27 protein-coding genes and 2 tRNA genes are annotated in these 26,506 nt (G+C 65.2%); 13 read left to right on the plus strand and 16 right to left on the minus strand.

What is annotated here, in order from left to right; all coding sequences use genetic code 11:
* Nucleotides 1–8: 8 nt before the first annotated feature.
* Entirely contained in the window at nt 9–431 is a 423-nt protein-coding gene (ndk, locus tag U3648_RS09640; protein ID WP_129684838.1) for a nucleoside-diphosphate kinase, read from the minus strand.
* A gap of 132 nt (nt 432–563) precedes the next feature.
* Here ndk and U3648_RS09645 point away from each other — a divergent pair, with 132 nt between their 5' ends.
* The 4 genes from U3648_RS09645 (at nt 564) to U3648_RS09660 (ending at nt 5,007) form a co-directional block, all read left to right on the plus strand.
* Nucleotides 564–1,760, plus strand: coding sequence for an MFS transporter (locus U3648_RS09645; protein ID WP_420859021.1), 1,197 nt, complete (start codon nt 564–566; stop codon nt 1,758–1,760).
* A gap of 31 nt (nt 1,761–1,791) precedes the next feature.
* Complete coding sequence (locus U3648_RS09650; RefSeq protein WP_420859022.1) at nt 1,792–3,639, plus strand: ABC-F family ATP-binding cassette domain-containing protein; 1,848 nt, start codon at nt 1,792–1,794, stop codon at nt 3,637–3,639.
* A 150-nt stretch (nt 3,640–3,789) separates the two neighbouring features.
* Complete coding sequence (locus tag U3648_RS09655; RefSeq protein ID WP_420859023.1) at nt 3,790–4,419, plus strand: MarC family protein; 630 nt, start codon at nt 3,790–3,792, stop codon at nt 4,417–4,419.
* Between the two features lie 9 nt (nt 4,420–4,428).
* A complete protein-coding gene (locus U3648_RS09660; RefSeq protein WP_420859024.1) occupies nt 4,429–5,007 on the plus strand; it encodes a retropepsin-like aspartic protease family protein in 579 nt (192 codons plus the stop codon).
* A 41-nt stretch (nt 5,008–5,048) separates the two neighbouring features.
* On the opposite strand, the gene U3648_RS09665 is transcribed toward U3648_RS09660, so the two are convergent.
* The gene (locus U3648_RS09665; RefSeq protein WP_420859025.1) at nt 5,049–6,677 is read right to left on the minus strand and encodes an AMP-binding protein; all 1,629 of its coding nucleotides are present in this window, start codon (nt 6,675–6,677) and stop codon (nt 5,049–5,051) included.
* 89 nt (nt 6,678–6,766) lie between these two features.
* Between U3648_RS09665 and U3648_RS09670 the strand changes: the two genes are divergently transcribed.
* On the plus strand, nt 6,767–7,672 hold the full coding sequence (locus tag U3648_RS09670; RefSeq protein WP_420859026.1) for a DMT family transporter: 906 nt from the start codon (nt 6,767–6,769) through the stop codon (nt 7,670–7,672).
* Here U3648_RS09670 and U3648_RS09675 read toward each other — a convergent pair.
* The 7 genes from U3648_RS09675 to U3648_RS09705 all read right to left on the minus strand — a co-directional run bounded on the left by U3648_RS09675 (nt 7,669) and on the right by U3648_RS09705 (nt 11,600).
* A complete protein-coding gene (locus U3648_RS09675; RefSeq protein ID WP_420859027.1) occupies nt 7,669–8,187 on the minus strand; it encodes a hypothetical protein in 519 nt (172 codons plus the stop codon). The two genes, U3648_RS09670 and U3648_RS09675, sit on opposite strands and share 4 nt — an antisense overlap.
* A gap of 71 nt (nt 8,188–8,258) precedes the next feature.
* On the minus strand, nt 8,259–8,753 hold the full coding sequence (locus U3648_RS09680) for a transglycosylase SLT domain-containing protein (RefSeq protein ID WP_420859028.1): 495 nt from the start codon (nt 8,751–8,753) through the stop codon (nt 8,259–8,261).
* 98 nt (nt 8,754–8,851) lie between these two features.
* A complete protein-coding gene (locus U3648_RS09685) occupies nt 8,852–9,259 on the minus strand; it encodes a DUF4112 domain-containing protein (RefSeq protein ID WP_420859029.1) in 408 nt (135 codons plus the stop codon).
* Between the two features lie 64 nt (nt 9,260–9,323).
* On the minus strand, nt 9,324–9,806 hold the full coding sequence (locus tag U3648_RS09690; RefSeq protein ID WP_420859030.1) for a hypothetical protein: 483 nt from the start codon (nt 9,804–9,806) through the stop codon (nt 9,324–9,326).
* Nucleotides 9,803–10,132, minus strand: a complete 330-nt coding sequence (locus tag U3648_RS09695) for a TfoX/Sxy family protein (protein WP_420859031.1) — start codon at nt 10,130–10,132, stop codon at nt 9,803–9,805. Before U3648_RS09695 ends, U3648_RS09690 begins: the two co-directional genes overlap by 4 nt.
* A 422-nt stretch (nt 10,133–10,554) precedes the next feature.
* Nucleotides 10,555–10,629: transfer RNA gene (locus tag U3648_RS09700), tRNA-Asn, on the minus strand.
* A gap of 80 nt (nt 10,630–10,709) precedes the next feature.
* Complete coding sequence (locus U3648_RS09705; protein ID WP_420859032.1) at nt 10,710–11,600, minus strand: MBL fold metallo-hydrolase; 891 nt, start codon at nt 11,598–11,600, stop codon at nt 10,710–10,712.
* A 40-nt stretch (nt 11,601–11,640) separates the two neighbouring features.
* On the opposite strand from U3648_RS09705, the gene U3648_RS09710 reads away from it, so the two are divergent.
* The 4 genes from U3648_RS09710 to U3648_RS09725 all read left to right on the plus strand — a co-directional run bounded on the left by U3648_RS09710 (nt 11,641) and on the right by U3648_RS09725 (nt 17,017).
* A complete protein-coding gene (locus U3648_RS09710; RefSeq protein ID WP_420859033.1) occupies nt 11,641–12,966 on the plus strand; it encodes an ATP-binding protein in 1,326 nt (441 codons plus the stop codon).
* A gap of 76 nt (nt 12,967–13,042) precedes the next feature.
* Nucleotides 13,043–14,752 carry a methionine--tRNA ligase gene (gene metG, locus U3648_RS09715; RefSeq protein ID WP_420859034.1) on the plus strand — a complete coding sequence of 570 codons (1,710 nt, stop codon included), beginning with the start codon at nt 13,043–13,045 and terminating at the stop codon, nt 14,750–14,752.
* Nucleotides 14,733–15,938 carry an AMP-binding protein gene (locus U3648_RS09720; protein ID WP_420859035.1) on the plus strand — a complete coding sequence of 402 codons (1,206 nt, stop codon included), beginning with the start codon at nt 14,733–14,735 and terminating at the stop codon, nt 15,936–15,938. The genes metG and U3648_RS09720 overlap by 20 nt, the downstream gene beginning before the upstream one ends.
* On the plus strand, nt 15,935–17,017 hold the full coding sequence (locus tag U3648_RS09725; protein WP_420859036.1) for an acetyl-CoA C-acyltransferase: 1,083 nt from the start codon (nt 15,935–15,937) through the stop codon (nt 17,015–17,017). Before U3648_RS09720 ends, U3648_RS09725 begins: the two co-directional genes overlap by 4 nt.
* A gap of 31 nt (nt 17,018–17,048) precedes the next feature.
* Here U3648_RS09725 and U3648_RS09730 read toward each other — a convergent pair whose 3' ends face one another.
* The 7 genes from U3648_RS09730 to U3648_RS09760 form a co-directional block, all read right to left on the minus strand.
* Complete coding sequence (locus U3648_RS09730; RefSeq protein WP_420859037.1) at nt 17,049–17,726, minus strand: nitroreductase; 678 nt, start codon at nt 17,724–17,726, stop codon at nt 17,049–17,051.
* A 1-nt stretch (nt 17,727) separates the two neighbouring features.
* Nucleotides 17,728–18,279 (minus strand): biotin transporter BioY, encoded by a 552-nt coding sequence (locus U3648_RS09735; protein ID WP_420859038.1) that lies wholly within the window; start codon nt 18,277–18,279, stop codon nt 17,728–17,730.
* A 32-nt stretch (nt 18,280–18,311) separates the two neighbouring features.
* Nucleotides 18,312–18,926, minus strand: coding sequence for an energy-coupling factor transporter transmembrane component T family protein (locus tag U3648_RS09740; protein WP_420859039.1), 615 nt, complete (start codon nt 18,924–18,926; stop codon nt 18,312–18,314).
* On the minus strand, nt 18,907–19,632 hold the full coding sequence (locus U3648_RS09745; RefSeq protein WP_420859040.1) for an energy-coupling factor ABC transporter ATP-binding protein: 726 nt from the start codon (nt 19,630–19,632) through the stop codon (nt 18,907–18,909). The genes U3648_RS09740 and U3648_RS09745 overlap by 20 nt, the downstream gene beginning before the upstream one ends.
* A 91-nt stretch (nt 19,633–19,723) precedes the next feature.
* Nucleotides 19,724–19,809 (minus strand) — tRNA-Leu (locus U3648_RS09750).
* Nucleotides 19,810–19,852: 43 nt separating this feature from the next.
* Nucleotides 19,853–20,635: a site-2 protease family protein gene (locus U3648_RS09755; protein ID WP_420859041.1), complete on the minus strand. Its 783-nt coding sequence runs from the start codon at nt 20,633–20,635 to the stop codon at nt 19,853–19,855.
* 30 nt (nt 20,636–20,665) lie between these two features.
* Nucleotides 20,666–21,148: an Lrp/AsnC family transcriptional regulator gene (locus U3648_RS09760; protein ID WP_420859042.1), complete on the minus strand. Its 483-nt coding sequence runs from the start codon at nt 21,146–21,148 to the stop codon at nt 20,666–20,668.
* A 105-nt stretch (nt 21,149–21,253) separates the two neighbouring features.
* On the opposite strand from U3648_RS09760, the gene putA reads away from it, so the two are divergent.
* The 4 genes from putA to U3648_RS09780 all read left to right on the plus strand — a co-directional run bounded on the left by putA (nt 21,254) and on the right by U3648_RS09780 (nt 26,503).
* Complete coding sequence (putA, locus tag U3648_RS09765) at nt 21,254–24,724, plus strand: bifunctional proline dehydrogenase/L-glutamate gamma-semialdehyde dehydrogenase PutA (RefSeq protein WP_420859043.1); 3,471 nt, start codon at nt 21,254–21,256, stop codon at nt 24,722–24,724.
* A gap of 190 nt (nt 24,725–24,914) precedes the next feature.
* Nucleotides 24,915–25,124, plus strand: coding sequence for a hypothetical protein (locus U3648_RS09770; RefSeq protein WP_420859044.1), 210 nt, complete (start codon nt 24,915–24,917; stop codon nt 25,122–25,124).
* Between the two features lie 15 nt (nt 25,125–25,139).
* Nucleotides 25,140–25,655, plus strand: coding sequence for a hypothetical protein (locus tag U3648_RS09775; protein ID WP_420859045.1), 516 nt, complete (start codon nt 25,140–25,142; stop codon nt 25,653–25,655).
* 101 nt (nt 25,656–25,756) lie between these two features.
* Nucleotides 25,757–26,503, plus strand: coding sequence for a rhomboid family intramembrane serine protease (locus U3648_RS09780; RefSeq protein WP_420859046.1), 747 nt, complete (start codon nt 25,757–25,759; stop codon nt 26,501–26,503).
* Nucleotides 26,504–26,506: the final 3 nt, after the last annotated feature.

Genomic DNA, 26,506 nt, shown 5'->3' on the forward strand with positions numbered 1-26,506 from the left:
ACGGTGGCTTAGCCGACCAGTTCCAGGCCCGAGAAGAAGAATGCGATTTCTTCCTTGGCGGTTTCCGGGGCGTCCGACCCGTGGACCGAGTTTTCGCCGACCGACTGGGCGAACTCGGCGCGGATGGTGCCAGCGGCGGCGTCAGCCGGGTTGGTGGCGCCCATCACTTCGCGGTTCTTGGCAATCGCGCCTTCACCTTCCAGGACCTGCACCACGACCGGAGCAGAGGCCATGAATTCGCACAGTTCGCCATAGAAGGGGCGTTCGGCGTGCACGGCGTAGAACTGGCCAGCCTGGGCCGGGGTCAGCTGGATCCGCTTCTGGGCGACGATACGCAGGCCGGCATCTTCGAACTTGGCGTTGATTTTGCCGGTCAGGTTGCGGGCGGTGGCATCGGGTTTGATGATGGAAAGGGTGCGTTCAACAGCCATCTGTCTAGCCTCTTCTTTGCATGGGCGGTTGGCCCGGGTTGGAATTTGGCGCCGCCCTATCACGGGCAGCGGCGCAGGGGAAGGCCAAGAAACGCGATTGCGGCGCGGCAGGAGGGCGATAGTCTGCGTCCCATGATCCGTATTTTGCGACACCCCGTCTTTGCCCATCTCTTTGCCGCGCAGGTGGTGGCCCTTCTGGGCACCGGCCTGTTGACGGTCGCGCTGGGGCTATTGGCCTATGACCTTGCCGGGGACCGGGCGGGGCTGGTGCTGGGCACGGCCTATACGATCAAGATGGTGGCCTATGTCGGCCTTGCGCCCTTGTCTGCGGCGATCCTGTCGCGTGTCCCGTGCAAGCCGCTGTTGATCGGCGCGGACCTGATCCGCGCGGGCGTCGCCCTGTCGCTGCCCTTTGTCACCGACATCTGGCAGATTTACCTCTGCATCTTCCTGCTCCAGACAGCCTCGGCCACCTTTACGCCCGCCTTTCAGTCGACCATCCCCGAGGTTCTGACCGACGAGGCCGACTATACCCGCGCCCTGTCCCTGTCGCGGCTGGCCTATGACATCGAAAACCTTGTCAGCCCGGCACTGGCCGGGGCGCTGTTGCTGGTCGTGTCCTACGGCAACCTGTTTCTGGGCACAGTGGCGGGGTTTGTCCTGTCGGCCCTGCTGATCTGGCGGGTGGCCCTGCCTGCCCTGCCCCGCCCCAAGGATGCCCCGTTTCGCGAACGGCTGCTGGGTGGGCTGGCCCGCTATCTGGCAACGCCCCGGCTGCGCGGGCTGCTGGCGCTGACCCTGACCGCCGCTGCCGCAAGCGCCTTAGTCATCGTCAACACGGTGGTGATGGTGCGGGGCACCTACGGGCGGGACGAAGGCGCCGTGGCGCTTGCACTGGCGGCCTATGGCGCGGGGTCGATGCTGGCCGCGCTGGTTTTGCCGCGGCTGCTGGACCATCGACCGGACCGCCCGGTGATGCTGGCGGGCGGTGTGGGGCTGGTGGCGCTGATGGGCTTGGCCGCCGCTGGCTTCGCGGGCGGGCCGCCGGGCTGGGGCGTGCTGCTGGGGCTGTGGTTCGGGTTGGGGCTGGCCTATTCGGCGGTGCTGACTCCCTCCGGCCGGTTGCTGCGCCGCTCCGCCCCGCCCGAGGCACGCCCGCCCCTGTTCACCGCGCAATTCGCCCAGTCCCACGCCTGCTGGCTGCTGACCTACCCGCTGGCGGGATGGGCGATGACCACCCTTGGCCCGGCAGGGGCCTTCGCGGCGCTGGGGCTTCCGGGCGCGCTCGGGGTCGGACTGGCCCTCTGGCTTTGGCCGAAGGGCGATTGACGGCGCCCCCGACCTCTGGCAAGGCGCGGTCATGCTCAAAATCCGCGACATTTCCTACTCCATCGACGGGCGCACCCTGATCGACACGGCCAGCGCCACCATTCCCACCGGCCACAAGGTCGGGCTTGTGGGCCGCAACGGCACCGGCAAGACCACCCTGTTCAAGCTGATCCGGGGAGAGTTGATCCTTGATACCGGCGAGGTGGAATTGCCCCGCGGCTGGAAGATCGGCGGCGTCAGTCAGGAAGTGCCCGGCAATGAGGTCTCGCTGATCGACACGGTGCTGGCGGCGGATGTGGAACGCGCGGCCCTTCTGGCCGAGGTGACCGAGGACGCCAACCGGATCGCCGAAATCCAGACCCGGCTGGCCGATATCGACGCCTGGAGCGCCGAGGCGCGGGCCTCGTCTATCCTCAAGGGGCTGGGCTTCACTGACGCGGAACAGAAAATGCCATGTTCGGCCTTCTCGGGCGGCTGGCGGATGCGGGTGGCTCTTGCCGCCGTGCTGTTTTCCGAACCGGACCTGTTGCTGCTCGACGAACCGACCAACTATCTGGATCTTGAAGGCGCGCTCTGGCTGGAAAGCTACCTGCGGACCTATCCCCATACCGTGCTGATCGTCAGCCACGACCGGGAGCTTCTGAATCGGTCGGTGACGGGCATCCTGCACCTCGAAGATCTGAAGCTGACCTATTACTCCGGCCCCTATGACAGTTTCGCCCGGCAGCGGGCCGAAAAGCGGGCGCTGATGTCGGCGGCGGCGAAAAAGCAGGATGCAAAGCGGGCGCATCTTCAGAAATTCGTGGACCGGTTCAAGGCCAAGGCATCGAAGGCCAAACAGGCGCAAAGCCGGGTCAAAATGCTGGAAAAGATGGAAACCATCCGCGTCCCCGAGGACGCCGCGCGCACCGTTTTCACTTTCCCCGCTCCCGAGGAGCTGTCGCCCCCGATCATCGCGACCGAAGGCGCCTGCACAGGCTATGGCGACACCATCGTGCTGCGGGATCTGAACCTGCGGATTGATCAGGACGACCGCATCGCACTTCTGGGCCGCAACGGCGAAGGCAAATCGACCCTGTCGAAGATGCTGTCGGGCCGACTAGAGGTCATGGCGGGCCGGATGAGCATGTCGAACAAGCTGCGCATCGGGTTCTTCGCCCAGCATCAGGTCGAAGAGCTGCGGGTCGAGGAGACCCCGTTGCAACACATCATCCGCGCCCGCCCCGGCGAGGCGCAGGCCAAGTTGCGCGCGCGGCTGGCGGGCTTTGGCCTGATGGCGGCGCAGGCGGAAACCGAGGTGGGGCGCCTGTCGGGCGGGCAAAAGGCGCGTCTGTCGCTTCTGCTGGCCACGCTGGACGCGCCGCATCTGCTGATCCTCGACGAACCGACCAACCACCTTGATATCGAAAGCCGCGAGGCGCTGGTCGAGGCCCTGAACGCCTATACCGGCGCGGTGATCCTTGTCAGCCACGACATGCACCTTCTGTCGATGGTGGCCGACCGGCTGTGGCTGGTGAAGGACGGGCGCGTCGGCCCCTATGACGACGACCTAGAGGCCTATCGCCGGCTGCTGTTGCAGGTGGAAAAGCCCACCGAGAAAGCGAAGCCGGAAAAGCCGAAGGCCCCAAAGCCGACCCGCGATCAGATCCTCGCCCTGCGGGCAGAGGTTCGCAAGGCCGAGGAGCGCGTCGCCAAGATCGAGGAAATGCGCGAGCGGCTGGCCAAGAAACTGGCCGATCCAGAGCTCTACGAGGATACCAAGAAGGGTGAACTCGAGACCTGGAACCGCAAATACGCCGAGATCATGGACGGGCTGGAACGGGCCGAGGCGCTGTGGGTGTCGGCAAGCGAAAAGCTTGAAAAGGCGGAAAGCGCCTAAGGCCGCGCATGGCCTGCCCGCCGGGACGGGCAGGCGATGCGCGGGCGGCCTTTGGCCTTGTTTCCGCGCAAGTCACGGATGTGGCCAAAACCAGTGGCCCCCCTGCCCGACCCATGCCATGATGCCCAAAACCGACCGAGCAGAGGCCCCATGTCCGATCTTGCCGCCCTCATTACCGCCTTCACCACGCTGTTCGTGATCATCGACCCGATCGGGCTTGCCTCGATCTTCATCGCGATGACGCAGGGCCAAAGCAATGCGGCACGGCGCCGGATGGCGCTGCGGTCCTGCCTTGTGGCCTTTGGCCTGATGCTGGTGTTCCTGTTCCTGGGCGAGGCGGTCCTGAGCTTTGTCGGCATATCCATGCCCGCCTTCCGCATCGCGGGGGGCGTCCTGTTGTTCCTGACCGCGCTGGACATGCTGTTCCAGCGCCGCCAGCAACGCCGCCGGGAAAACGCGGAAGAGGCGGAACAGGATCACGCCGACGACCCTTCGGTCTTTCCACTGGCGATCCCGCTGATCATGGGGCCGGGCGCGATCACGACGCTCATCCTGTTGACCGGACAGGCGCGTGGCCCGCTGGAGTTTGCCGCCGTGGGCGCGGTTGCCACGGTGATCCTGGTAATCGTCTTCCTGACCTTCCTTGCCGCGCCCTTCATCGAACGGGTTCTGGGCAAAACCGGCATCAACGTCGTCACCCGGCTGTTGGGCATGTTGCTGGCCGCTTTGTCGGTGCAGTTCATCCTTGATGGGCTGCGCAGCTTTGGCATCGCAGGGTAGGCCCACGCCATGACCGAAAACGAAATCGGCCGCCTCATCTACCTTGTTGTCCTGCTGACCGCCATTGTCGGCTGGGGCTGGAGCCGGGGACGCGGCGCCATGGGCCAGCAGCTGCAATACCTGCTGATCTGGGGGTTCCTGTTCATGGGGGTGATCGGAATCTACGGCTTGTGGCCCAGCCTGCAAGAGGTGATCTCGCCCCGTCAGGGGATCAGCACCGATGGCGCGATCACCCTGCCCCGCGCGCGGGACGGGCATTTCTATATCACCGCCGATGTGAACGGAACGCCGGTCCGCTTCGTGGTGGATACGGGGGCATCCGACATCGTCTTGCGACAGGAAGACGCCCGGCGGGCGGGGATCGACACCGGAAGCCTCAGCTACCTTGGCTCGGCCCAGACCGCCAATGGGATCGTCGCAACCGCGCCGGTGATACTGGACAGCCTGAGCGTGGAAGGGATGACCGACCGAAACGTGCGGGCCGTGGTCAATGGCGGAGAGCTGTTCGACAGCCTGCTGGGCATGTCCTATCTGAACCGCTTCGAGAGTGTGGAAATCCGCGGCGACCGGTTGATCCTGAACAGGTAAGCAGCACGGGCTGATCGCCCGCGCCATGGGTCAAGGCTTGATCACAACTCTTTCGCGATCTTGCGCAGTTCGAACTTTTGGATCTTGCCGGTCGAAGTCTTGGGCAGTTCCTGAAACACGACCTTTTTCGGGGTCTTGAACCCGGCCAGCCGCTCGCGCGCAAAGCCGATCAGCGCGGCCTCGTCCACCTCGGCCCCGTCTTTCACCTCGACAAAGGCGCAGGGCACCTCGCCCCATTTGTCATCGGGTTTAGCCACGACAGCACAAAGCAGAACCGCAGGGTGGTGCATCAACGCGCCTTCCACCTCGACCGACGACACGTTCTCGCCCCCGGAAATGATTATGTCCTTCGCCCGGTCGGTGATCTTGATATAGCCGTCGTCGTGCTGAAAGGCGATGTCGCCAGAGTGGAAATAGCCGCCTGCGAAGGCCTCTTCACTGGCCTCGGGGTTCTTGAGATAACCCTTCATCACCGAATTGCCGCGCAGCATGATCTCGCCCACGGTTTCATTATCCCATGGCACGGGCGTCATGGTGTCGGCGTCCATCACCACGGCCTCTTCCATCATCGGCTGGATCACACCGGTCCGGGCCTTGATGGCGTAGCGCTCTTCGGTCGGCAGCTCGTTCCAGCCGTCTTTCCAATAGCATTCGGTGACATGTCCATAGGTTTCGGTCAGCCCGTAAACCTGCGTGACCTTGAAGCCCAGCGGTTCGATCCCGGCCAGCGTCGCGGCGGGCGGCGGGGCGCCTGCGGTATAGGTGGTGACGATATGGTCGAACGGGCGACGGTCGCTGTCCTTGGCGTTGATGATCGTATTCAGCACGATCGGCGCGCCGCCCATATGGGTGATGCCTTCGTCCGCGATGGCGTCATAGATGCCCTTGGCGGTCACATCGCGCATGCAAACGACGGTGCCGCCCACCGCCGGGATCGACCATGTGTGGATCCAGTTGTTGCAGTGAAACAGCGGCACGATGGTCAGATATTTGCTGGCCTCGGTCAGCCCGAAGGTCATGCAGGTACCCATCGAATGCAGATAGGCCCCCCGGTGCGAATAGACCACGCCCTTGGGCCGCCCTGTCGTGCCCGAGGTGTAGTTCAGCGCTAGGCTTTCCCATTCGTCTTCGGGCATGATCCAGTCGAACGCCGGATCGGCGGCGGCAAGGAAATCCTCGTATTCGGTGTATGTGCCAGAGGCTGGGAATCCCGCGTCGGGATCGGCCACTTCGATGATGCGGGGGCCGTCGCCCTCCATCGTGTCAATCGCCGCCTCGGCAAGGGGAAGAAGCGCAGTATCGACCAGCGCCACCTTGGCCCCGCCATGGCCGAAGATATAGGCGACCGTATCCACGTCCAGACGGGTGTTGATCGTGTTCAGCACGGCGGCGCAGGCGGGCACGCCGAAATGCGCTTCGGCATGGGCGCCGACGTTGGGCAGCAGCGTCGCCACCACATCGCCCGGCGCAACCCCCGCCCCCACAAGGGCCGAGGCCAGCCGCGTGCAGCGGTCGTGATATTGCCCGTATGTCAGGCGGCGGGCGCCATGCACCAGTGCCTCGCGTTCCGGGAAAATCAGGGCCGCGCGGCGCAGGTGGCTTAGCGGCGTCAGCGGGACAAAGTTCGCCCTGCGCCGTTCCAACCCGGTTTCATCTGCCATCCAGCCCATCGCCAACCTCCCCTGAATGTCGTTTTCGGACGAGAGTATTGCGGCGGCGCAGCGGAAAAGAAAGGGCAAAAGAACAAAGGGTCCGGCGAATGGACAAAAATGTAAGACATTTTGCAGCTGCGGGATACATCTTCTGCGGCATGGCCGTGATTGGGTTGTCGGACAACGCCATGCCGCTCCTGACGCCGGTGACCAGCCTTTGGGTGTTCCACCTGATGCGGTCGGCCATGGTCATCGCGATGCTGTTGGGGATTGCCCTGATCGCCGGTCTGCCCCTTCTGCCGAAAAACTGGCTGCGGGTCACCGGGCGGAACCTGTTTTCGGGCGGGGCGATGTTCCTTTATTTCGGGGCGCTGGCCTTTGTTCCCATCGGGGTTGCGGTGGCGGGGCTGTTCACCGCGCCGGTCTGGGTTCTGTTGTTTTCTGTCGTGTTCCGGGCCGAACGGGTCGGCTGGGTCCGCTGGCTGGCCGTGGTCATGGGCTTTGGCGGGGCGGTTCTGGTCATCAACCCGGCAGCGGGCGGGCTGTCGCTGGCCGCCGTGGTGCCTGTCATGGCCGGAGTTCTTTACGCAATCGGGGCGCTGGCCACCCGCAGCTGGTGCGAGGGCGAAGGCACCGCGCCAATGCTGTTTTCCTACTACCTTGTCATCGGGATCGGGGCGCTGATCGGGTTGGGCGTTCTGGCGTTGAACCCCATGCAGGCCGCGCCGGGGGCCGCTGGTTTCGTTGCCCGGGGCTGGGTTACGCCAGACCTGCCCACCTGGGGCTGGATCGGGTTTCAGGCCGTCACCTCGATCATCGGGGTGGGCTGCCTGACCAAAGGCTACCAATTGGGCGAGGCAACCTATGTCGCCATCAACGAATACGCGCTGCTGGTCTTTGCCTCGGTCTTTGCATGGGTCCTGTGGGGCCAGACGCTCTCGTGGACCGAACTGGCCGGTATGGCGATGATCGTCGGATCGGGCGCGGCGATTGCGCTGCGGACCCCTCGTTAGGCCGGGGTCAGCGCGCCGACCGTCCAGCCATCGGTGGTGTTGAAAGGGATCGCCTTGTTCTCGGCCCGGGTTTCGCAGGTCACCCCTGCCCCGGTCGTGGTCATCCGCACATCGACCCCGCTTGAGGGGGTCATCAGGAAATAGGATGGCAGGCCCTTGCTACCGACCTGCTTGCGCACGGCCTTGGCCTGTTTGCCCCATTGCATCTTGGACTTGCTGTTCCAACCCGACCCGGAAGCGGTCAGCGCGCCCACGTGATAGATGGAATGGACACCGCCCGCCGATCCGGCCTCGACCTGCGAGAGCAGATTGTCAAAATCCGCCGTGCTGTCGGCGATGGTCAGGTGCATCCCCATCAGCCGCCCACTGTTCAGTCGGAAGGTGATCGTGGTGCAGGACGACACGCCGGGAAAGAACAGCTGCGTCGGGTGCCAACCCATCTGGGTTTCGCGAATGATATTGACATCGCCCATCTGCCGCCACGTGCCGCGGCTGGCCAGAAACTTCATCCCCATCGTCGATCCCTCCCCCTGCGATCCTGCCTTCACTATGGCAAGTTTGCAGGCATCGGAAAAGAGCGTTGGCGTCAGGCCCCGACCGGGCAGTCGCGGCGGATTTCGCGGTCCAACAGGCCGGTTTCAACCAGAAGGCAACGGTCGCGTGCTTCGTAGTAGTAGCCGCGGGCATACCACATGACCGCCGCGTCGATATCGCCATCCGACACCAGCCACGCGCCGCGCAGGTAGCGCCCGGCGTACATCAGGTTGGTTTCCGCATCCAAAAGCTCGGACGCGGGGCCATTGTGCCCCATCTGCCGGGCCGTGGCGGGCAGCACCTGCATCAGCCCCCAATAGGGGCCGTTACGGGCGCCCGGCCGGTAATCGCTTTCGCGCTGGATGACCCGGTGCAGTAGTTCCGCCGGGATGCCATGGATCTGGGCGTACTTGTTGACCAGCGCCCGCATTTCGGCGGTTTCGCCGGGGTAAAGGGCGGGTTCGGACCGGACCGGCGCCTTGTCCGCATGCGGGGCGGAACAGGCGGCCAGAAGGCCAAGGAGGCAGACAAGGGCAAGGCGGCGCATGGCAGTGCGATCCAATTGTTCAGGGTGCGCGTCTTCTAGGCTGGTCCGGCGCACAAGGCAAAGCGTACAGGCCCGATCGGCGGAACGGCGCCTGTGGTTCAGGCGGGCATGATCCGACGGGTGGGCGGCGGGGTTACCTGTTCGGCCCGCGCCGCGACCTTGGCCAAGTTCTTTTCCAGCAGCCGGTAGTTGCGGATATTGGCGTTATAGACCACGTCGAAGATATCCCCCACCAAGGGGATCGACCCAATCAGCAGGTCCGCCAACAGGTTGCAAGACATGTAGGCCAGCGCCCCGGGCGTGGCCCCCAACTGGCGCGCCTTCCAGATCATCCAGACCGAAGGCGCCAGTGTCGCCACATCGCCCACAACCGGCACCAGCCCAAGGATATTATCCAGCCCGACGGACCAGTTGGTGCCCGGAATGTAGAACAACGCATCCATCCGCCACGCCACACGGCGCAGGCGGGCCAGTTCGGAATCGATGGTTTGTGGCTCAATGTTCATACCATTAACATAATGCTGAAACGGGCGCCGCGCAATCGGAATCGGTATTGGCGGCGCGGGATGCCTAGGGGATCGGCGGGACAGCGTCGGGAAACCGCCACAGGGCCCAGGCGATGCGCACATCCAGTTGGCCAGCGCTGGACAGCACCCCCGATTGGCGCAGCGTGCCCGAAGGTCTGCCCCACATCTCACGCGGGGCGGCCATGTCGAAACTCAGGTCGGGCTGGCCTGCGCTGCGGCAGGTGATCCGGCCCGCCCCATCCGTCCCCAAAGCAGACCGTGTGACCGTGCCTCGGCAATCCGGGCTACCGCCCGGCCCTTCGGCCCAGACAAAAACCCGTGTCATTTCTTCGGCGATCATAAACCCGTGCAAAACAACCGGCGTCCCGGTCCTAGGGGATAGTTGGACCGTCAGGTGCACCGATGGCCCCTGCCCCCGGACCTGCCCGTCGTGATCGGCGGTGGGGATTTCCGCCCGGCGCGGCGGGTCATCGGCCAGCGCCGCCCCGGCGATCAGGCAGGCAAGGATCGCAGCGCCCGGTTTCATCCCGGTTTCACCAAGCCGATCCGGTTCATGAACTCTTCCAGCTCGGACCGGCCAGCATCGAAGCTCTCGGCCTTGATCGCATCGAATTCCTTGCGCAGCGTCGCCTTTTCCGCCCCCTTGCAATCGTTCCACGGACGGCCCTGCAATCCCATCACCAGGACGTAGTAGCCGATGAAGTGGGGACGGGTTCCGGCGGCCAGAAGGCGGCGGTAGGCCTCTTTCGCGCCCAGCGCCCGAATCTCCTCGGCCGTGGTGATGCCAGCTTTGGCGAATTCCGCCGCGGTGGCCGGCCCGAGATTGGGAATGGTGGTGATATCGCTGCACATGGGCGCAGAATGCCCCGGTCGCCGCGCATGGAAAAGCCGGAAAAATGGCCAGCCCTGCGCAGCAATGGGAGGATCCCGCGCAACGGGCTGGCCGGTCAGGATACCGGACCCCGAGGGAGAGGCGGGGCCACGGCGGAGGTTCTGCGTGCCTCAGATCGAGGCGTAATCCTTGAAGAGCGGAACCGGCGCCCCGGTCTGCCCCTTGGTCGGGGGCTTCGGGGCCGGCTTCGGCGCGCTCTTGGTCTTTGACGGACGGGTCATCATGTCGGACCCCTTTTCTGTCTGCCTGCCTTGAACACGGGCGATCTGCGCCGCCTCGTTCCTTGACCATAGGGTCCAAAACAGGCGCCGCGACGGCAGAAATGTGGCGAAAACATGGCACTGTCGCCAATCGCGAAACGATCAGATCAAGGAGGGAATATTGGCTCCGGCGGTAGGGATCGAACCTACGACCAATTGATTAACAGTCAACTGCTCTACCGCTGAGCTACGCCGGAACACGGGGCGGTATGTAGCAATGGTCTTTCCCGGCGTCCAGAGCTTTTCGCGGAAAAAATGCACATTGGTGGCGGAAAGTTCAGATGATCGAAAAACGGGCGTCGATGGCGGGCTGGGGATCGGCGGATATCAGGTTTTTTCCCACCAGATCAATAAGATGCGCAAAGACGTTCCGTTCGGCCATGCCCAGCATCCCCTTGGGGATGTCGGTGTAGATGGCCAGGGTCAGGTCCCGTGCCGTGGCCGCGCCGCGTTCCAGATTGGCCAATATCTGCGCCTCGCGGCCCCTGCGGTGCCCGATCAGCCAATCGATCCGCTGGTCCGGGTCCGGCACCGGATGCCCGTGCCCGGGCAGATGCCGCGACACGCCGATCCCCCGCAGCTTTTCGCAAGACGCCATGAAATCGGTCAGGTCGCCATCGGGCGGGGACACCAGCGTGCTGGCCCAGCCCATGACGTGATCCCCCGACAGGAGCGAATCGCCGACCCGCAGGCAGATGTGGTTGCCGAAATGGCCGGGGGTGTGGATTGCCTCGGCCTCCCACCCCGCCCCTCGCAGCAGCCCGCCATCCCCGATGGTCTGGTCGGGCCGGAACAGCGGGTCTACCCCCTCGCCGCCCCCGGTCAGCCCATCGGCAGCCAGCCTGTCCATCACCTCGGACCGCCCCGCCCTGCTGTCGCCAAAGGCCACGACGGGCGCATTGACGCGGCCTGCCAGCCGCGCGGCAAGGGGCGAATGGTCCACATGGCTATGGGTGACAATAACATGGGATACGGGCCGACCGCCGATCGCGGCCAGAAGTGCCTCCAGATGGCTCGGGTCATCCGGGCCGGGATCGACCACCGCAACCTCCTCCCTGCCAATTAGATAGCTGTTGGTGCCAAACAGCGTCATCGGCGACGGGTTCGGGGCCAGCACCCGCGCAATCCCGCCCCCCAGATCGACCCGTTTGCCTGTCTCGTCCTGCATTCTCTTCCCTCTTGCCCCGGCCCAAGCTAGCCTGCCCGTCATGGTCTTCCAATGGCTCAAACGCTACATGCCCCGAGGGCTTTACGGACGCGCGGCGCTGATCCTCGTGTTCCCCGTCGTCATGTTGCAGCTGATTGTTTCGCTGGTCTTCATCCAGCGCCATTTCGAAGGCGTGACCGAGATCATGTCCCGCGCCGTGGTGCAGGAGATCACCTTCCTGCTGGACGAAATGGCGGCCGCCCCGGACAGCGCCGCCGCGCGAGCCGAGGCCGGGCGGATTGCCGAAGCCCTCGATTTCGAACTGGCGTTCGATGCCGCCCCCGATGCGGTTGTCGCCGCCCGCCCCTTCTATGACCTGTCGGGCAGGGTGATGCTGGACATCTTCAGCGCCGCGATCCCCGGGCTTGGCCCGACCGACCTGTCCAACTTCCGCGAGGTGCATATCCTGCTCGACACCCCGGAAGGGCCGGCCGTTCTGACTTTTGGCCGATCGCGGGTGTCGGCGTCGAACCCGCACCAGCTGATCGTGATCATGGTGGTAATGGGTGCCCTGATGACGCTGATCGCCTATTTCTTTCTGCGCAACCAGCTGCGCCCGATCAAGCGGATGGCCGATGCCGCCGCGGATTATGGCAAAGGCCGGGTCGTGCCCTATACCCCGTCGGGCGCGGTCGAAGTGCGGGCCGCCGGGATGGCGTTTCTGGAAATGCGCGCCCGGATCGAACGCCAGACACAGGCGCGGACGATGATGCTGTCGGGCATCAGCCACGATCTGCGCACCCCCCTGACCCGGCTGCGCCTTGGCCTGTCGATGATGGACGAAGAGGAAGCCGAACCGATGGTCCGCGACGTTGCCGATATGGAGCGGCTGGTGGATGCCTTTCTTGACTACGGGCGCGAAGACGCCGCCGACGCCCCGGAACCGACCGACCCGGTCGCCTTTCTGCGGCAAGTGGCCGGGGATTCGGCGCGCGCGGGGCGCGCTGTCGACCTTGGACAAATCGACGGGATCGAAGAAGGCGCGCAGGTTATGCTGCGGCCGATGGCGCTGCGCCGGGCGCTGGAAAACCTAATCGGCAACGGGCTGCGCTATGGTGGCAAGGTGCGCCTGTCGCTGACCGCGAGCGACCGCACCCTTCGGTTCCGGGTCGAGGATAACGGCCCCGGCATTCCCGCCGACCAGCGGGACGAGGCGATGCGCCCCTTCACCCGGCTGGACCCGGCCCGCAACCAGAACCGGGGCACCGGTGTGGGCCTTGGCCTTGCCATCGTGGCCGACATTGCCCGACTGCACGGGGGCACCCTGCGACTGGGCGAAAGCGCCGATATGGGCGGGCTTTGCGCCGATATTGTCGTTGCGCGCTAGGCCCGGCGCATCCACGTCTTTCATCCCGCGCCATGCTCCACTATGAAAGCGCGGAACGATTTTGGCAGGCATGGATATGGCACGGCATCTGATCACCTCTGCGATCCCTTACATCAACGGGATCAAGCACCTTGGGAACCTCGTGGGCAGCCAGCTTCCCGCCGACCTGTTCGCCCGGTATCAGCGCGGGCGCGGCAATGAGGTGCTGTTTCTCTGCGCCACCGATGAACACGGCACCCCGGCAGAACTGGCCGCGGCCAAGGCGGGCAAGCCGGTTGCGGAATACTGCGCGGAAATGCACGAGGTGCAGTCGCGCATCGCCGAAGGCTTTCGCCTGTCATTTGACCATTTCGGCCGCTCGTCCAGCCCCCAGAACCACAAGCTGACCCAGCATTTCGCGGGGCGACTGGCCGAGGCCGGGCTGATCCGCGAAGTCAGCGAAACCCAGATGTATTCCCACGCAGACGGGCGGTTCCTGCCCGACCGCTATATCGAAGGCACCTGCCCCAATTGCGGGTTCGACAGCGCCCGAGGCGACCAGTGCGACAACTGCACCAAGCAGTTGGACCCCGTCGACCTGATCAACCCGCATTCGACCATCTCCGGCTCGACCGACCTTGAGATGCGGGAAACCAAGCACCTGTATCTCTGCCAGTCCAAGCTGAAGGATCAATTGGAAGACTGGATCGACACCCGCGAAGGCTGGCCGGTGCTGACCACGTCGATCGCCAAGAAATGGCTGAACGACGGAGACGGATTGCAGGACCGCGGCATCACCCGCGATCTGGACTGGGGCATCCCGGTCAAGAAAGGCGACGCGGATTGGCCGGGCATGGAAGGCAAGGTCTTCTATGTCTGGTTCGACGCGCCCATCGAATATATCGCCTGTGGCTCGGAATGGGTCGAAGCGGGCAAGGGCGACGACTGGGAACGCTGGTGGCGCACCGACAAGGGCGCCGAGGACGTGACCTATACCCAGTTCATGGGCAAGGATAACGTGCCCTTCCACACCCTGTCCTTCCCCGCCACGATCCTTGGGTCCGGCGAGCCGTGGAAGCTTGTCGATTTCATCAAATCGTTCAACTACCTCAACTATGACGGAGGCCAGTTCAGCACATCGCGCGGGCGCGGCGTCTTCATGGATCAGGCGCTCGAGATCCTGCCCGCCGACTACTGGCGCTGGTGGCTTCTGTCCCATGCGCCGGAAAGCTCGGACAGTGAATTCACCTGGGAGAACTTCCAGACCTCGGTGAACAAGGATCTGGCCGATGTGCTGGGCAATTTCGTGTCCCGCGTGACCAAGTTCTGCCGGTCGAAGTTCGGCGAAGTGGTCCCCGAAGGCGGCGCCTATGGCCCGCGAGAAGAGGCGCTGATCGCGGCGCTTCAGGACCGGATCACCGCCTATGAAGGGTTCATGGACACCATCGAAGTCCGCAAATCTGCCGCCGAACTGCGGGCGATCTGGGTCTTGGGGAATGAATACCTGCAAGAGGCCGCGCCCTGGGCCACCTTCAAGGAAGACCCGGAGACCGCCGCCGCGCAGGTCCGCTTTGCGTTGAACCTGATCCCGCTTTACGCGGCCCTGTCTGCCCCGTTCATCCCAGACGCGGCAGAGGCGATGGCGACCGCAATGGGCGTTTCCGCCGACTGGCCCGAAAGCGCCGCTTCGGCGCTGACCCGGCTGGCCCCCGGCCATGCCTTTACGGTGCCCGACAACCTGTTCTCCAAGATCAGCGACGAGGCCCGGGAAGACTGGCAGGTCCGCTTTGCCGGAACCCGCGACTGACCGGTTCCATATCCATGCGGCGGCCCGGCTGACCGTCGCCGGGCAGCCCGTGGCCCTGCGCAGCAGCGCCACGCCCTGCCCGCCCGGCCCGGTGCCTGTGCGCGACATCGCCCCCCTGCCCCTTGCCGACGCGCTGCACGCGCTGGTGGGCTGTCTGGCAAGCGGAGCGCCATTTTGCCTCTCTTCAACCCCGGCGGGGCTGCACGAGCAGGCGGGGATATTTCACACCGCCACCTCTGGCTCGACCGGCGCGCCGAAACGCATTCGCCGCAGTCACGCATCATGGATTACCAGCTTTCGGGAAACGGCGCGCCGATGGGACGTCACCCCCGACGACCGGCTGGCAGTTCTGGGCGGGCTGGATCAATCCCTGTCGCTTTACGCGCTTGTCGAAGGGCTGCATCTGGGCGTGGCCGTCGATGTCCTGACCGGCCTGCGCCCGGACCGACAGGCCGCTGCGCTGGACGGGGTGACGTTGCTTTACGCGACGCCCACCCAAGTGGGGCAGATCGTGCAAGCCGCCCGGCCCCTGCCCGCCCTGCGCCATGTGTCGGTGGGTGGCGGGGCCTTTGGTGCAATCCAACGCGCCGCCCTTACCCGTCTTGCCCCGAACGCATCGGTCGAGGTGTTCTACGGCGCGGCAGAAACCAGTTTCGCCACCCTGTCCGATGCGACCACCCCCGAGGGGTCGGTCGGACGCCCCTATCCCGGCGTTGACCTGCGGGTGGACGCTGCGGGCCTCGTCTGGCTCCGAAGCCCCTATCTGTTTGACGGCTATGCGGTGGGACAGTCGAACAGCATACAGGTCGTCGACGGATGGGTGACGGTCGGGGAAACCGGGCATCTGGACGCCGCCGGAAACCTGTTCCTGACGGGCCGCGCCGACCGCATGTTCACCGTGGCCGACCGCAACCTGCACCCCGAGACGATCGAGGCGGTGCTGACCGCCCAGCCCGGCGTGACCCATACCGCCATCCTGCCCCTGACCGACCCCAAACGTGGCGCGGTGCCGGTGGGGTTTTACGCAGGCGACGCCGCGCCCGAGGTGCTGATGGCCGCCTGCCGCGCGGCCCTTGGCCCCGGCCTCGCCCCCCGCTGGCTGCGCCCCCTGCCCGACTGGCCCCTGCTGCCCGGCGGCAAGACGGACTTGCACGCGCTGGCCCGATTGGTCGAGGGTGGCGCATGACCGCCCGTATCCTAGCCGCCCGCCGCACCGCTGTCTGCCCAAGGGGCGGGGCGCTGTCGGCCCTGTCCATCCACGCCCTTGCCGCGCCGGTGATCCGGGCGCTTCTGGACGATGCGGGGATCGCGCCCGAACTGGTGGACGAGGTGATCCTGTCCAATGCCATGGGTGGCGGCGGAAACCCCGCGCGGCTGACCGCCCTTGCCGCCGGTCTGCCCGAAACCGTCGCGGGGCTGAGCATCGACCGGCAATGCGCCGGGGGGCTGGACGCCATCGGACTGGCCAAGGCACTAGTCGAAAGCGGACAGGCCCGCGCCGTGATCGCGGGCGGGGCCGAGAGCTATTCCCGCCGCCCCTTGCGGTCCCATGTGCCGGTGTCAGGCGACCCGATCCCCTATGACCGCCCGCCCTTCACCCCCTTCCCCGACCGCGACCCCGAGATGGAGGAGGCCGCCGCCACGCTTGCCCTCCCGCTGGACATTGGCCGCGACCGGCAGGACGCCTGGGCCGTGGCAAGCCATTTCAAGGCCCAGGCAGCGCGCGACAGGCTGGCGTCCGAGATCGTTCCCGTGGCTGGCGTGGTGGCCGACAGTTTCACCCGCAACCTGACCCCGGCGCTGGCCGCGCGGGCCAAGGTGATTGCCGGGCCGATTACCCACGCCAATGCCGCCGTCGCCGCCGACGGGGCAGCGTTCTGCCTTGTCGTCGCGCCGGACCTCGCCCCGGATGCGCCCCGGATCACTGGTTTTGCCTCGGTCGGAGGGGTGCCGGACATGCCCGGTCTGGCCCCGGTGGCGGCGATTGAGCGGGCGCTGGCGGGGCGGGCTGCGGCGGACCTGTCGGTGGCGGAGGTGATGGAGGCCTATGCCGTGCAGGCCATCGCCTGTGTCGAGGGCGCGGGGCTGGACCCTGCCATCGTCAATCCCGGCGGCGGGGCGCTGGCGCGGGGACACCCGGTCGGGGCCTCCGGCGCGGTTCTGGCCGTGCGCCTGTTTCACGAGGTCACACGGACGGGCGGAGCGGGGGTCGCCGCCATCGCGGCGGCAGGAGGGATTGGATCGGCGCTGGTTCTGGAAATCTAGGTTAATCGCAAAGCACGCGCCGGTCCTGCCGCTAGTCAAACCCCCGGAAGGTCGCGATCTCTACGACCGAAAGCCGCTCGGTCCGGAACTGGTTCACCGGGTGATCCCAGTCAGGGTGCCCCAGCGCGATACCGCAGACGACCAGCTCGTCCGCGCCCAGCCCCAAATGGTCGTGCACCAGCCGCCCGTGGTTCGCCAGTGCCCCGATCCCGCAGGCCCCAAGCCCGGCCTCGGTCGCGGCCAGGAGGAAGGTTTGCAGGCACATGCCCAGATCCATGAAGCACCCCTTGCCCATGTCGGGCCGGATGGTGACGACAACGCCCACAGGCGCATCGAAGAACCGGTAGTTGCGGTCGAACTGCGCCCGCCGCCCGTCAAGATCGCGCTTGTCGATATCAAGGGCGGCGTAAAGGGCAAAGCCCGCCGCCCGTTGCAGCGCCTTCAATTCGGCGGGCATCGGACGGGGAAAATAGGAATAATCGGCGTCATGTGGTCTGCCCGCCGCCTCCGCGCCGGTCAGTGCGGCAGAAAGCGCGGCCAAGGGCCTGCCGGTCAACACATGGAACCGCCCCGGTTGCAGGTTGGCCCCGCTGGGGGCCATGCGGGCGAGGCGCAGAAGGTCGGCGACCTCCGCCTTGCCAACGGGGCGGTCCAGAAATGCCCGGACCGAGGTGCGCCGTTCAAACAGGCTGTCGCCGCCCGGCGCCATATCAGCCCCGCGACAGGATCGCGCCGGGCCGGGCCTGATACAGCCCACGCAGGATCAACCCGGTTACCACGACCTTGACCAGATCGCCGGGGATATAGACCCACAGGATGCCGATGGCGGCAAACAGGGTCCTATCGGTGAGCAGGTAAAAGCCCACCATGCCAAAGACATAGAGGACCAGAACCCCGCCAATGGCCGCAGCCACCCCGGCCGACAGCGCGATCGACCCGCGCAGCCGTTCCATCACCAGACCGGTGACAAAGGCGGCGATCGGAAAGCCCACGACGAACCCGGCGGTGGGCGAGGCAAAGACGCCCAGCCCCCCGCGCCCGCCAGCCAGAAGAGGCAGACCAAGGGCGACCAGCCCCACGAAGAGAAGCATCGACAGCCCGCCCCGTTTGGCACCCAGAACCGCCCCGGCCAGCATCACCCCAAGGCTTTGGGCGGTGATCGGCACGCCCCAGGGCATGGTGAACTGCGGGATCAGCCCCAGCGCGGCGGTCAGCGCGGCAAAAAGGGCGATGAGGGCGATGGATTTCTCGGGGCTGTGCATCGGGGGTCCTCCGTAATGTCAGCGGTGGTGTATCAGGGGCGGAAGTCTCCCGCCACCCCGCCGCGCGCGCGCAGCGCCTCGGCCACATGGTCGGCGTCGTCAAGGGCAGACAGGGTCAGGGGCAGGACGATCCGCCATGCGGGCGGGCGGGTGGACCGGGCCTTCCACGCCTGTGTCAGGCTGCGCGCCCGGTCCCCCAGAACTGGGACAAAGCGCACCACCAGCGCGATGGCCAGCGCCAGCGGCGCGGTGCGCAGACCAATCGCGCGGAGGGGCGACAGCAGCCAAATCAGCACGTCGATCATGTCAGATAGTTTCGTGGTCAGCGTCACAAGGTTGGCCAGCGCCACCGCCGTGCCCAGCCGCAGGCAGATGGCTGTCCCGCGTGCCCAGTCCCCGGTCACTACATGCCACAAAAGGATCAGCGCGAGGACCAGCCAAAGGGGCCGCAGCATCCTCAGACCGAGTTGAGCGAAACGCACACCGCCAGTCAGGTAGAACCCGACGGTGACAGCCGCCGCGCCCGCCAGCCATAGGGGCGATTGCAGGGCGAACAGCCCAACGGTGGACAGCGACAAAGCGGCGAGTTTCCATCCCGCCCGCAACCGGTGAAACGGCGTCTGAATGTCAGAGGTCAGCGCCAGCATCGGGCCTCTCCTCCTCCATCGCGGCGCGGTAGGCGGGCAGCACCGTTTCCGGGGCACCATCCCCCGCGACCTTGCCCCGGTCCAGCCAGATCACCCAGTCATATCCGGCGATCACAGCCGGATCATGGGTGATATGCACCAGCGTCTGCGGCAGCGCGTCCAGATAGCGGGTCAACGCCCGCGTGGTCGGGATATCGAGCCCGGAAAACGGTTCGTCCAACACGATTACGGCCGGGTCCATCGCAAGTACCGCCATCAGGCAGACAAGGTGCCGCTGGCCCTGGCTGAGGGTGGCGACGGACCGCCCCGCCCAATGAGATTTGCCAAATTGCGCCAGCATCCGCGCCGTGGCATCTGCTGCCGCCTCCTTGCCCTGCCCCAGTTGTCGCAGGCCAAAGGAGATCTCTTCGTCGACGGTCGGGAAGATGATCTGGTGGTCAGGGTTCTGGAACAACAGGCCCACCGTGCGGATCGCCGCCTTGCGGTCGGTCAGAACGTCAACGCCGCCCACCCGGGTTTGGCCCGCCTCGGGGGCGATCAGACCACACAGCACCCGCGCCAGTGTTGATTTGCCAGAGCCGTTGCGCCCCACGATCCCGATCCGTCGGTCAGCGGTTTGCACCGTCAATCCGTCCAGCGCCCGCACCTCGCCCAGCTGCACGGTCACACCGTCGATGCTGATCTGTGCCGGGGTGGCGGTGGTCATGGCTGTCCCTTGTCCCTTGGCCGCGCGAAGGTCGGCGCGGACTGAATGGCGCAAGGGGGCGGTGATATCAACGGTTTTCGGGGATCAGGGGTGGTACCCGCGGCCGGACTCGAACCGGCACGGCCTTTCGGCCAAGAGATTTTAAGTCTCCGATGTCTACCATTCCACCACGCGGGCCACGGACCGGGGCTTAGCAGAGGTGCCGCGCCCCGCCAAGGGATCAGAACAGCCGGATCATCTGCAGCCCCCAATAGGCGAACATCAGATCAAGGCCGGTGAGGGTATAGAGGAACCGGGCCGCCTCCCAAAGAAACCCGAACAGGTCGCGGGCAAGGAAAAACACCGCCATCAGGATCATGAACCCCGCCTGTGCGCGGATCCGATACATGGCTTCGCGGATGCGGGCCGGTGCCAGCTCGGCCAGCGCCGAATAGCCATCCAGCGGCGGAATCGGCAAGAGGTTGAACAGGATGAAGCCGATCGACAGGTAAATCGCCGTCGACATCAGCGCGACATAGGTTTTCGACCCAAAGGGAAACGTCGCATAGGCGATGAAAATCAGGGCGATCAGGGTCAGGATATCCATGATGATCCCGCCCAGATCGACCCAAAGCTTCTTTTTCTGGTCGATCAGCGCAGGGTTCAGATAGACGGCACCGCCGGGCAGGAAGATGCCCGACCAGATGAAGATCAGCCCCGGCAGCAGGATCGAGGTGAAGGGGTCGGAGTAACGCAGGATATTGAGCGTGAGGTAACCGGAACTGCGCACCGTATAGTCGCCGGCCCGATAGGCGATGATCGCGTGGCCAAATTCGTGAAAGGCCACTTTCAGCGTCATCAGAAGCAGCATGAACAGGATACCCAGCGCCTTTTCGGCCATTCCGGAAAAGACGCCGAGAAACAGCAAGAGGCCGCTTAGGACGACCGCCGAAGAATGCAGGATGAAGGGCAGCCATTCCCGCTGACCAATCCGGCGCGGCCGGTGACTCATACGCTGTTTCACTGGTTACTCCCTGAATCTTGCCGCATTAGGTCAGGCCGGCGCGGCGGGGGCAAGCCCCTCTTCCTTGACGGCCTGCATGGCCACATAAGTGGACGTATTGGCAAGATAGGGCAGCGTGGAAATCTTTTCCGCAAGAACCAGCCGATACCCGGACATCGACGCGGTGCGCACCTTCAGTAGGTAGTCGAAGGCCCCGGCGATCAGGTGGCATTGTTCCACCTCGGCGATCTTAAGAACCGCGGCGTTGAATTCGGCCAAGGCGCTTTCGCGGGTATCCGTCAGCTTCACCTCGACAAAGGCGACGTGATCGCGGCCCAGCCGGATCGGATCGAACAAGGCGCGATAGCCCCGGATCACACCTGTTTCTTCCAATCGTTTCAGCCGCGCCTGCGTGGGCGATTTGGACAGGCCGATCCGGCGGGCGAGTTCGGTCACGCTGATCCGGCCCTCGACCGCAAGCACGTCCAGAATCTTGCGGTCGAATGTGTCCATATCGGAAAATCGTTCGGTCATGTTTTGGCCCGTTATTCGGATCAAATGGCTTTCAAATATTTCAATAGCAGGCGAACCGCCCCGCAACAATGCGGTATCTTGGGCGGATCATCTATGGAGTGATTCATGCCCCACGCCCCGCTTGACCAGATCCGCACCGAAATCGACGCGGCGATCTATGCCCCCGAGGCCCCAGTTATCGATCGGCTGACCCAGACCGCCGCCCTGACCGCTGCGGACCGCGCCCAGATCGCCGCGAAGGGGGCCGACTTTGTGCGCCAGATCCGCGCCGCCGCAGATCCCGGCCTGATGGAAGTGTTTCTGGCCGAATACGGCCTGTCAACCGAGGAGGGCATCGCGCTAATGTGCCTGGCCGAGGCCCTGTTGCGGGTGCCGGACGCCGATACCATCGACGCGCTGATCGAGGACAAGATCGCCCCGTCCGATTGGGGCAAGCACCTTGGGCATTCAGCCTCGTCGCTCGTCAATGCCTCGACCTGGGCGCTTTTGCTGACAGGCAAGGTTCTGGACGACGAAGGCACCGGCCTGAGCCGGGTCATGCGCGGCGCGATCAAGCGGCTGGGCGAACCGGTGATCCGCACCGCCGTGGCCCGCGCGATGAAGGAGATGGGCCGCCAGTTCGTTCTGGGCGAAACCATTCAGGCCGCGATGAAACGCGCGCAGGGAATGCAGGCCAAAGGGTTCACCTATTCCTACGACATGCTGGGCGAAGCGGCCCGGACCGAGGATGACGCCAAGCATTTCCACCTTGCCTATTCGCGCGCGATTTCTTCGATCGCGGACCATTGCGACAAGGGGTCGGTGGCGGAAAACCCCGGCATCTCGGTCAAGCTGTCGGCGCTGCACGCCCGCTATGAACAGGCCCAGAAGTCGCGGGTGATGGATGAACTGGTTCCTCGCCTGCGGTCTCTGGCCCTGCTGGCGAAGTCGGCGGGCATGGGGTTGAACGTCGACGCGGAAGAGGCCGACCGGCTGTCCCTGTCGCTGGACGTGATCGAAGCCGTCCTGTCCGAACCGGCTCTGAAGGGGTGGGACGGGTTCGGCGTGGTGGTGCAGGCCTTTGGCCAGCGCGCCAGCCATGTGATCGACTGGCTGCACGCCATGGCCGAAAAGCATGACCGCCGGATCATGGTTCGTCTGGTCAAGGGGGCCTATTGGGACGCCGAGATCAAGCGCGCACAGGTCGAAGGGATGGACGGCTTCCCGGTCTTCACCCGGAAAGAGGCCACCGACATTTCCTATATCGGCAACGCCCGCAAGCTTCTGGGCATGACCGACCGCATCTATCCGCAATTCGCCACCCATAACGCCCATACGGTCGCCGCGATCCTGCACATGGCCCGCGACATGGGCCGCACCCCCGCCGACTATGAATTCCAGCGGCTGCACGGAATGGGTGAGGCGCTGCACACGATCGTGCTGAAATCTGAGGGCACCCGCTGCCGCATCTATGCCCCCGTCGGCGCCCATGAAGACCTTCTGGCCTACCTTGTCCGGCGGCTGTTGGAAAACGGGGCCAACTCCAGCTTCGTTAACCAGATCGTCGACGAGGATGTCCCGGCCGAGGTGGTTGCCGCCTGCCCGTTCGACGCGCTGGGGCAAAGGTTGCACCTGCCAACAGGGCCAGAGTTGTTCGCACCGCATCGGCGCAATTCCAAAGGCTGGGATATTACCCATGTGCCGACGCTGGCCGGGATCGACGCGGGCCGTGCCCCCTATCAGGCGCACCGCTGGACCGCCGCGCCGATGGTCGCCACCGGCGGAACCGGCGCCGACCCGCGCCCGATGCCCAACCCCGCCGATCTGTCGGATGTGGTGGGCGAGGTGCGCGAAGCCACCCCCGATGATATCGCCACAGCACTTGCCGCCGCCCGTCCCTGGCAGGCCAGCGCGGCGGAGCGGGCCGATGTGCTGGACCGCGTCGCCGACCTTTACGAAGAGAACGCCGAGGAGATCTTCGCCCTTGTCGCCCGCGAGGCGGGAAAGATCATTTTCGACGCCGTGGGCGAGGTGCGCGAGGCGGCGGATTTCCTGCGCTACTACGCTGCCGAGGCCCGCGCGGCGGGCGACGCCACCGACCCGCGCGGCGTCTGGACCTGTATCAGCCCATGGAACTTCCCGCTGGCGATCTTCACCGGACAGGTGGCCGCTGCGCTGGCGGCCGGGAATGGCGTGCTGGCGAAGCCCGCCGAACAGACGCCCCTGATCGCCGCCCGCGCGGTGACGCTGATGCATCAGGCGGGGGTGCCGGGCACGGCGCTGCAACTGCTGCCCGGCGGCGGCGCTGTAGGCGCGGCCCTGACATCGGACGCGCGGGTGAACGGCGTGGCCTTCACCGGGTCCACCGCCACGGCGATGAAGATCCGCGCCGCGATGGCCGCGCATTGCGCCCCCGGCACACCGCTGATCGCCGAAACCGGCGGACTGAACGCGATGATCGTCGATTCCACCGCCCTGCCGGAACATGCGGTCCGCGACATCGTCATGTCCGCCTTCCGGTCGGCCGGGCAACGCTGTTCGGCGCTGCGCTGCCTTTATGTGCAGGAGGACATTGCCGACAAGCTTTTGAAAATGCTGAAGGGCGCGATGGATGAACTGTCCATCGGCAACCCCTGGCACCTTGCCACCGACATCGGACCGGTCATCGACGCCCCGGCCCTGAAAACCATACGCGACCATATTGAGGCCGCCCGGGCCGAGGGCCGCATCCTGCATGAACTGCCGGAACCCAAGGGCGGGCATTTCGTGTCGCCCACGGTGATCCGGGTCGACGGCATCAACGCGCTGGAGCGGGAGATCTTCGGCCCAGTCCTGCATGTGGCCACCTTCCGCGCCGATGAGATCGAGACGGTTATCGATACGATCAACGCCACCGGCTACGGGCTGACCTTCGGGCTGCACACGCGGATCGACGACCGGGTGCAGACCATCGTGGAGCGGGTCCATGCGGGCAACATCTATGTCAACCGCAACCAGATTGGCGCCGTTGTCGGCAGCCAGCCCTTCGGGGGCGAGGGGTTGTCGGGAACCGGGCCAAAGGCCGGGGGGCCGCACTACCTGCCACGGTTCCGCGCGCCTTCGGCTGCCGGGCCGGTGGGCAGTTGGGACGGGGCGGCGGACACCGGCGCGCTGGCCGGGGCACTGATGCAGGCCGCACCCTCTGGTGCAATGCCTGACCCGGTGGCGATGCCGGGGCCGACCGGGGAATCCAACCGGCTGGGCGTCTCGCCCCGGGGTCCTGTTCTGTGCCTTGGGCCGGGGACTGCCGCCGCGAAGGCGCAGGCCGACACCGTGCGCGCCCTCGGCGGAATCGCGGTCGAGGCCGGGGGTGATGTGCCGCCCGAGGCGCTGACCGTGCTGGGCCCCTTAGCGACCGTGCTGTGGTGGGGCGACGCGGACACCGCCCGCGCCTATGAGGCCGCCCTGGCCCGGCGCGAAGGCCCCATCGTGGCGCTGGTCACCGCCCAGCCCGACGCCGCCCATGTGCTGCACGAACGGCACGTCTGCATCGACACCACCGCCGCCGGGGGCAACGCCGCCCTTCTGGCCGAGGTGGCCGCAAGCAGCGCGGCCTAGGTCCGCAGGCGGAGGCCCTTGGTCGGGAACCGGTCAAAATAGGTCCGGTTCCCAAGCCCTGCCAATGCGATGGGATTGAAGGGGGCACAAGAATGTCGCTAGGGTTGCATCGGCGGACAAGCTAGTGCCCGTCGTAGGGGCCTAGCCTTACAGGTGAACGCTAGCTGGTCTCGCTCAAGGAAGGACAGTCGTGGCAATCGAAGTGTCAGAAAGCCAAGGCAATTTCTATACCATGATGGGCCACGACATGCGGGCCAGCGTGATTGTCGTGGAAACAGATCGCATTGACGAATGCATCGCCGAATATGTTGCGAACGGATACACCGGGGTCGCCATTCGGCCGTCGTCTTTTCAAGGGGAAGATTTGTCCGTCCTGCTCCACTTTCCGAACCTGTTGTAGGTGTCAATTTCTGACATGGGCAGGCTGAACATTGATGCCCTCTCGACGATTGTGGGCCTTAAACATCTTGCTCTTCACATTGATGGACGCAAGGAACCCGTCGACTTCGCTCGTTTCCCCGATCTTGAAACATTGTCCTTTTCCTATCGAACGGGCGATTGTGGCTTTGAATGTTTGGACCGGCTGCACTGGATAAGCCTTTGGAAGTACAAGCGTGACACGTCGCTGCGCGAGCCATGGCTCAGACTGCCGTCCAGTATTCGAACATTGGAGTTGATCTCGAGCAGCGTTGAAAACCTTGACCTGCTTTATCCATCTGAAACCCTCGAACGCCTCAAGGTAGCGCGATTTCGCAAGCTCGAAGCGCTCCCTGATCTTGCGCACCTTTTCCCCCGGTTAAACCACCTTTGGTTTGAGGCGAGCGGCAGATTGTCCGTCGACGAAGTGAACCGCGCGACCAAGGAATGCCGGGATTTGGAATTTCTCTGTTTGGGAAAGAACGTCCTGATTTCCGCAATGTCGTCGAATTAGCGGAAACATCTTTCGCCTCCTTACCCTGTCCAATCCCTTTTCAATGGTGACGCGGCGGGCCAATCCGTTAGTCTGGCCGCGACCCAATTGCCGGAAGACCGATGTTCCCGATCCGCGACCATAACCCCTCTGACAAGGTGGCCTATGTCACCTATGCCCTGATCATCCTGAATATCTCGGTTTTCATCCTTACGGTGACGGTTTTTCAGACCGACCGCGATCTGGCCAAGCTTTACTGGCATTACGCCCTGATCCCTGACCGGCTGTCCTCCGGAGACAACCCGCTGGCGCTGATCACCTCGCAGTTTCTGCATGGCGGGTTCCTGCATCTGGCCGGTAACATGCTGTTTCTATGGATTTTCGGCGACAACATGGAAGAGGAGATGGGCCATCTCGGCTTCCTCCTGTTCTACCTGACCGCGGGTGTGGGCGCGGGGCTGGCGCAATATGCCTCGGCCCCCGCCTCGAACGTGCCGATGATCGGGGCCTCGGGGGCGATTGCGGGGGTGATGGGGGCCTATCTGCTGTTCTTCCCCAAGGCGCAGGTCGATGTGCTGATCATCATCATCTTCTTTTTCCGGATCATCCCGATCCCCGCTTGGATCGTGCTGGGGGTCTGGTTTGGGCTGCAGCTGTTCAGCGGGGTCGGCGACAGCGGACAGGCGGGCGGGGTTGCCTATTGGGCCCATGCGGGTGGATTTCTTGTCGGGATTGCCCTTGCCCTGCCGCTCTGGCTGCGCAAGGGGGCCACGGCCTTCTGGTCGCGCACCGACGGGCACCCGCCCCACCCCGAAGCCCGCTATGCCCGGATCGACAGCCGCATTCCCACCGTTCGCCGCCGCAAGTAGAGG

The sequence above is a fragment of the Marivivens marinus genome (genome assembly GCF_035969385.1).
In the GTDB taxonomy this organism is placed as follows: Bacteria; Pseudomonadota; Alphaproteobacteria; order Rhodobacterales; family Rhodobacteraceae; genus SELP01.

Bases quoted from the DNA above. Each gene is read 5' to 3' on its own strand.
- U3648_RS09685 (WP_420859029.1), bottom strand. From the start codon at position 9,259: ATGAACATTGAGCCACAAACCATCGATTCCGAACTGGCCCGCCTGCGC.
- U3648_RS09725 (WP_420859036.1), top strand. From the start codon at position 15,935: ATGACCGCCCGTATCCTAGCCGCCCGCCGCACCGCTGTCTGCCCAAGG.
- U3648_RS09695 (WP_420859031.1), bottom strand. From the start codon at position 10,132: ATGTGCAGCGATATCACCACCATTCCCAATCTCGGGCCGGCCACCGCG.
- U3648_RS09745 (WP_420859040.1), bottom strand. From the start codon at position 19,632: ATGACCACCGCCACCCCGGCACAGATCAGCATCGACGGTGTGACCGTG.
- U3648_RS09690 (WP_420859030.1), bottom strand. From the start codon at position 9,806: ATGAAACCGGGCGCTGCGATCCTTGCCTGCCTGATCGCCGGGGCGGCG.
- U3648_RS09665 (WP_420859025.1), bottom strand. From the start codon at position 6,677: ATGGGCTGGATGGCAGATGAAACCGGGTTGGAACGGCGCAGGGCGAAC.
- U3648_RS09660 (WP_420859024.1), top strand. From the start codon at position 4,429: ATGACCGAAAACGAAATCGGCCGCCTCATCTACCTTGTTGTCCTGCTG.
- U3648_RS09675 (WP_420859027.1), bottom strand. From the start codon at position 8,187: ATGGGGATGAAGTTTCTGGCCAGCCGCGGCACGTGGCGGCAGATGGGC.
- U3648_RS09710 (WP_420859033.1), top strand. From the start codon at position 11,641: ATGGTCTTCCAATGGCTCAAACGCTACATGCCCCGAGGGCTTTACGGA.
- metG (WP_420859034.1), top strand. From the start codon at position 13,043: ATGGCACGGCATCTGATCACCTCTGCGATCCCTTACATCAACGGGATC.
- U3648_RS09740 (WP_420859039.1), bottom strand. From the start codon at position 18,926: ATGCTGGCGCTGACCTCTGACATTCAGACGCCGTTTCACCGGTTGCGG.
- U3648_RS09670 (WP_420859026.1), top strand. From the start codon at position 6,767: ATGGACAAAAATGTAAGACATTTTGCAGCTGCGGGATACATCTTCTGC.
- U3648_RS09760 (WP_420859042.1), bottom strand. From the start codon at position 21,148: ATGACCGAACGATTTTCCGATATGGACACATTCGACCGCAAGATTCTG.
- U3648_RS09730 (WP_420859037.1), bottom strand. From the start codon at position 17,726: ATGGCGCCGGGCGGCGACAGCCTGTTTGAACGGCGCACCTCGGTCCGG.
- putA (WP_420859043.1), top strand. From the start codon at position 21,254: ATGCCCCACGCCCCGCTTGACCAGATCCGCACCGAAATCGACGCGGCG.
- U3648_RS09655 (WP_420859023.1), top strand. From the start codon at position 3,790: ATGTCCGATCTTGCCGCCCTCATTACCGCCTTCACCACGCTGTTCGTG.
- U3648_RS09775 (WP_420859045.1), top strand. From the start codon at position 25,140: ATGGGCAGGCTGAACATTGATGCCCTCTCGACGATTGTGGGCCTTAAA.
- U3648_RS09680 (WP_420859028.1), bottom strand. From the start codon at position 8,753: ATGCGCCGCCTTGCCCTTGTCTGCCTCCTTGGCCTTCTGGCCGCCTGT.
- U3648_RS09650 (WP_420859022.1), top strand. From the start codon at position 1,792: ATGCTCAAAATCCGCGACATTTCCTACTCCATCGACGGGCGCACCCTG.
- U3648_RS09705 (WP_420859032.1), bottom strand. From the start codon at position 11,600: ATGCAGGACGAGACAGGCAAACGGGTCGATCTGGGGGGCGGGATTGCG.
- U3648_RS09735 (WP_420859038.1), bottom strand. From the start codon at position 18,279: ATGCACAGCCCCGAGAAATCCATCGCCCTCATCGCCCTTTTTGCCGCG.
- ndk (WP_129684838.1), bottom strand. From the start codon at position 431: ATGGCTGTTGAACGCACCCTTTCCATCATCAAACCCGATGCCACCGCC.
- U3648_RS09780 (WP_420859046.1), top strand. From the start codon at position 25,757: ATGTTCCCGATCCGCGACCATAACCCCTCTGACAAGGTGGCCTATGTC.
- U3648_RS09645 (WP_420859021.1), top strand. From the start codon at position 564: ATGATCCGTATTTTGCGACACCCCGTCTTTGCCCATCTCTTTGCCGCG.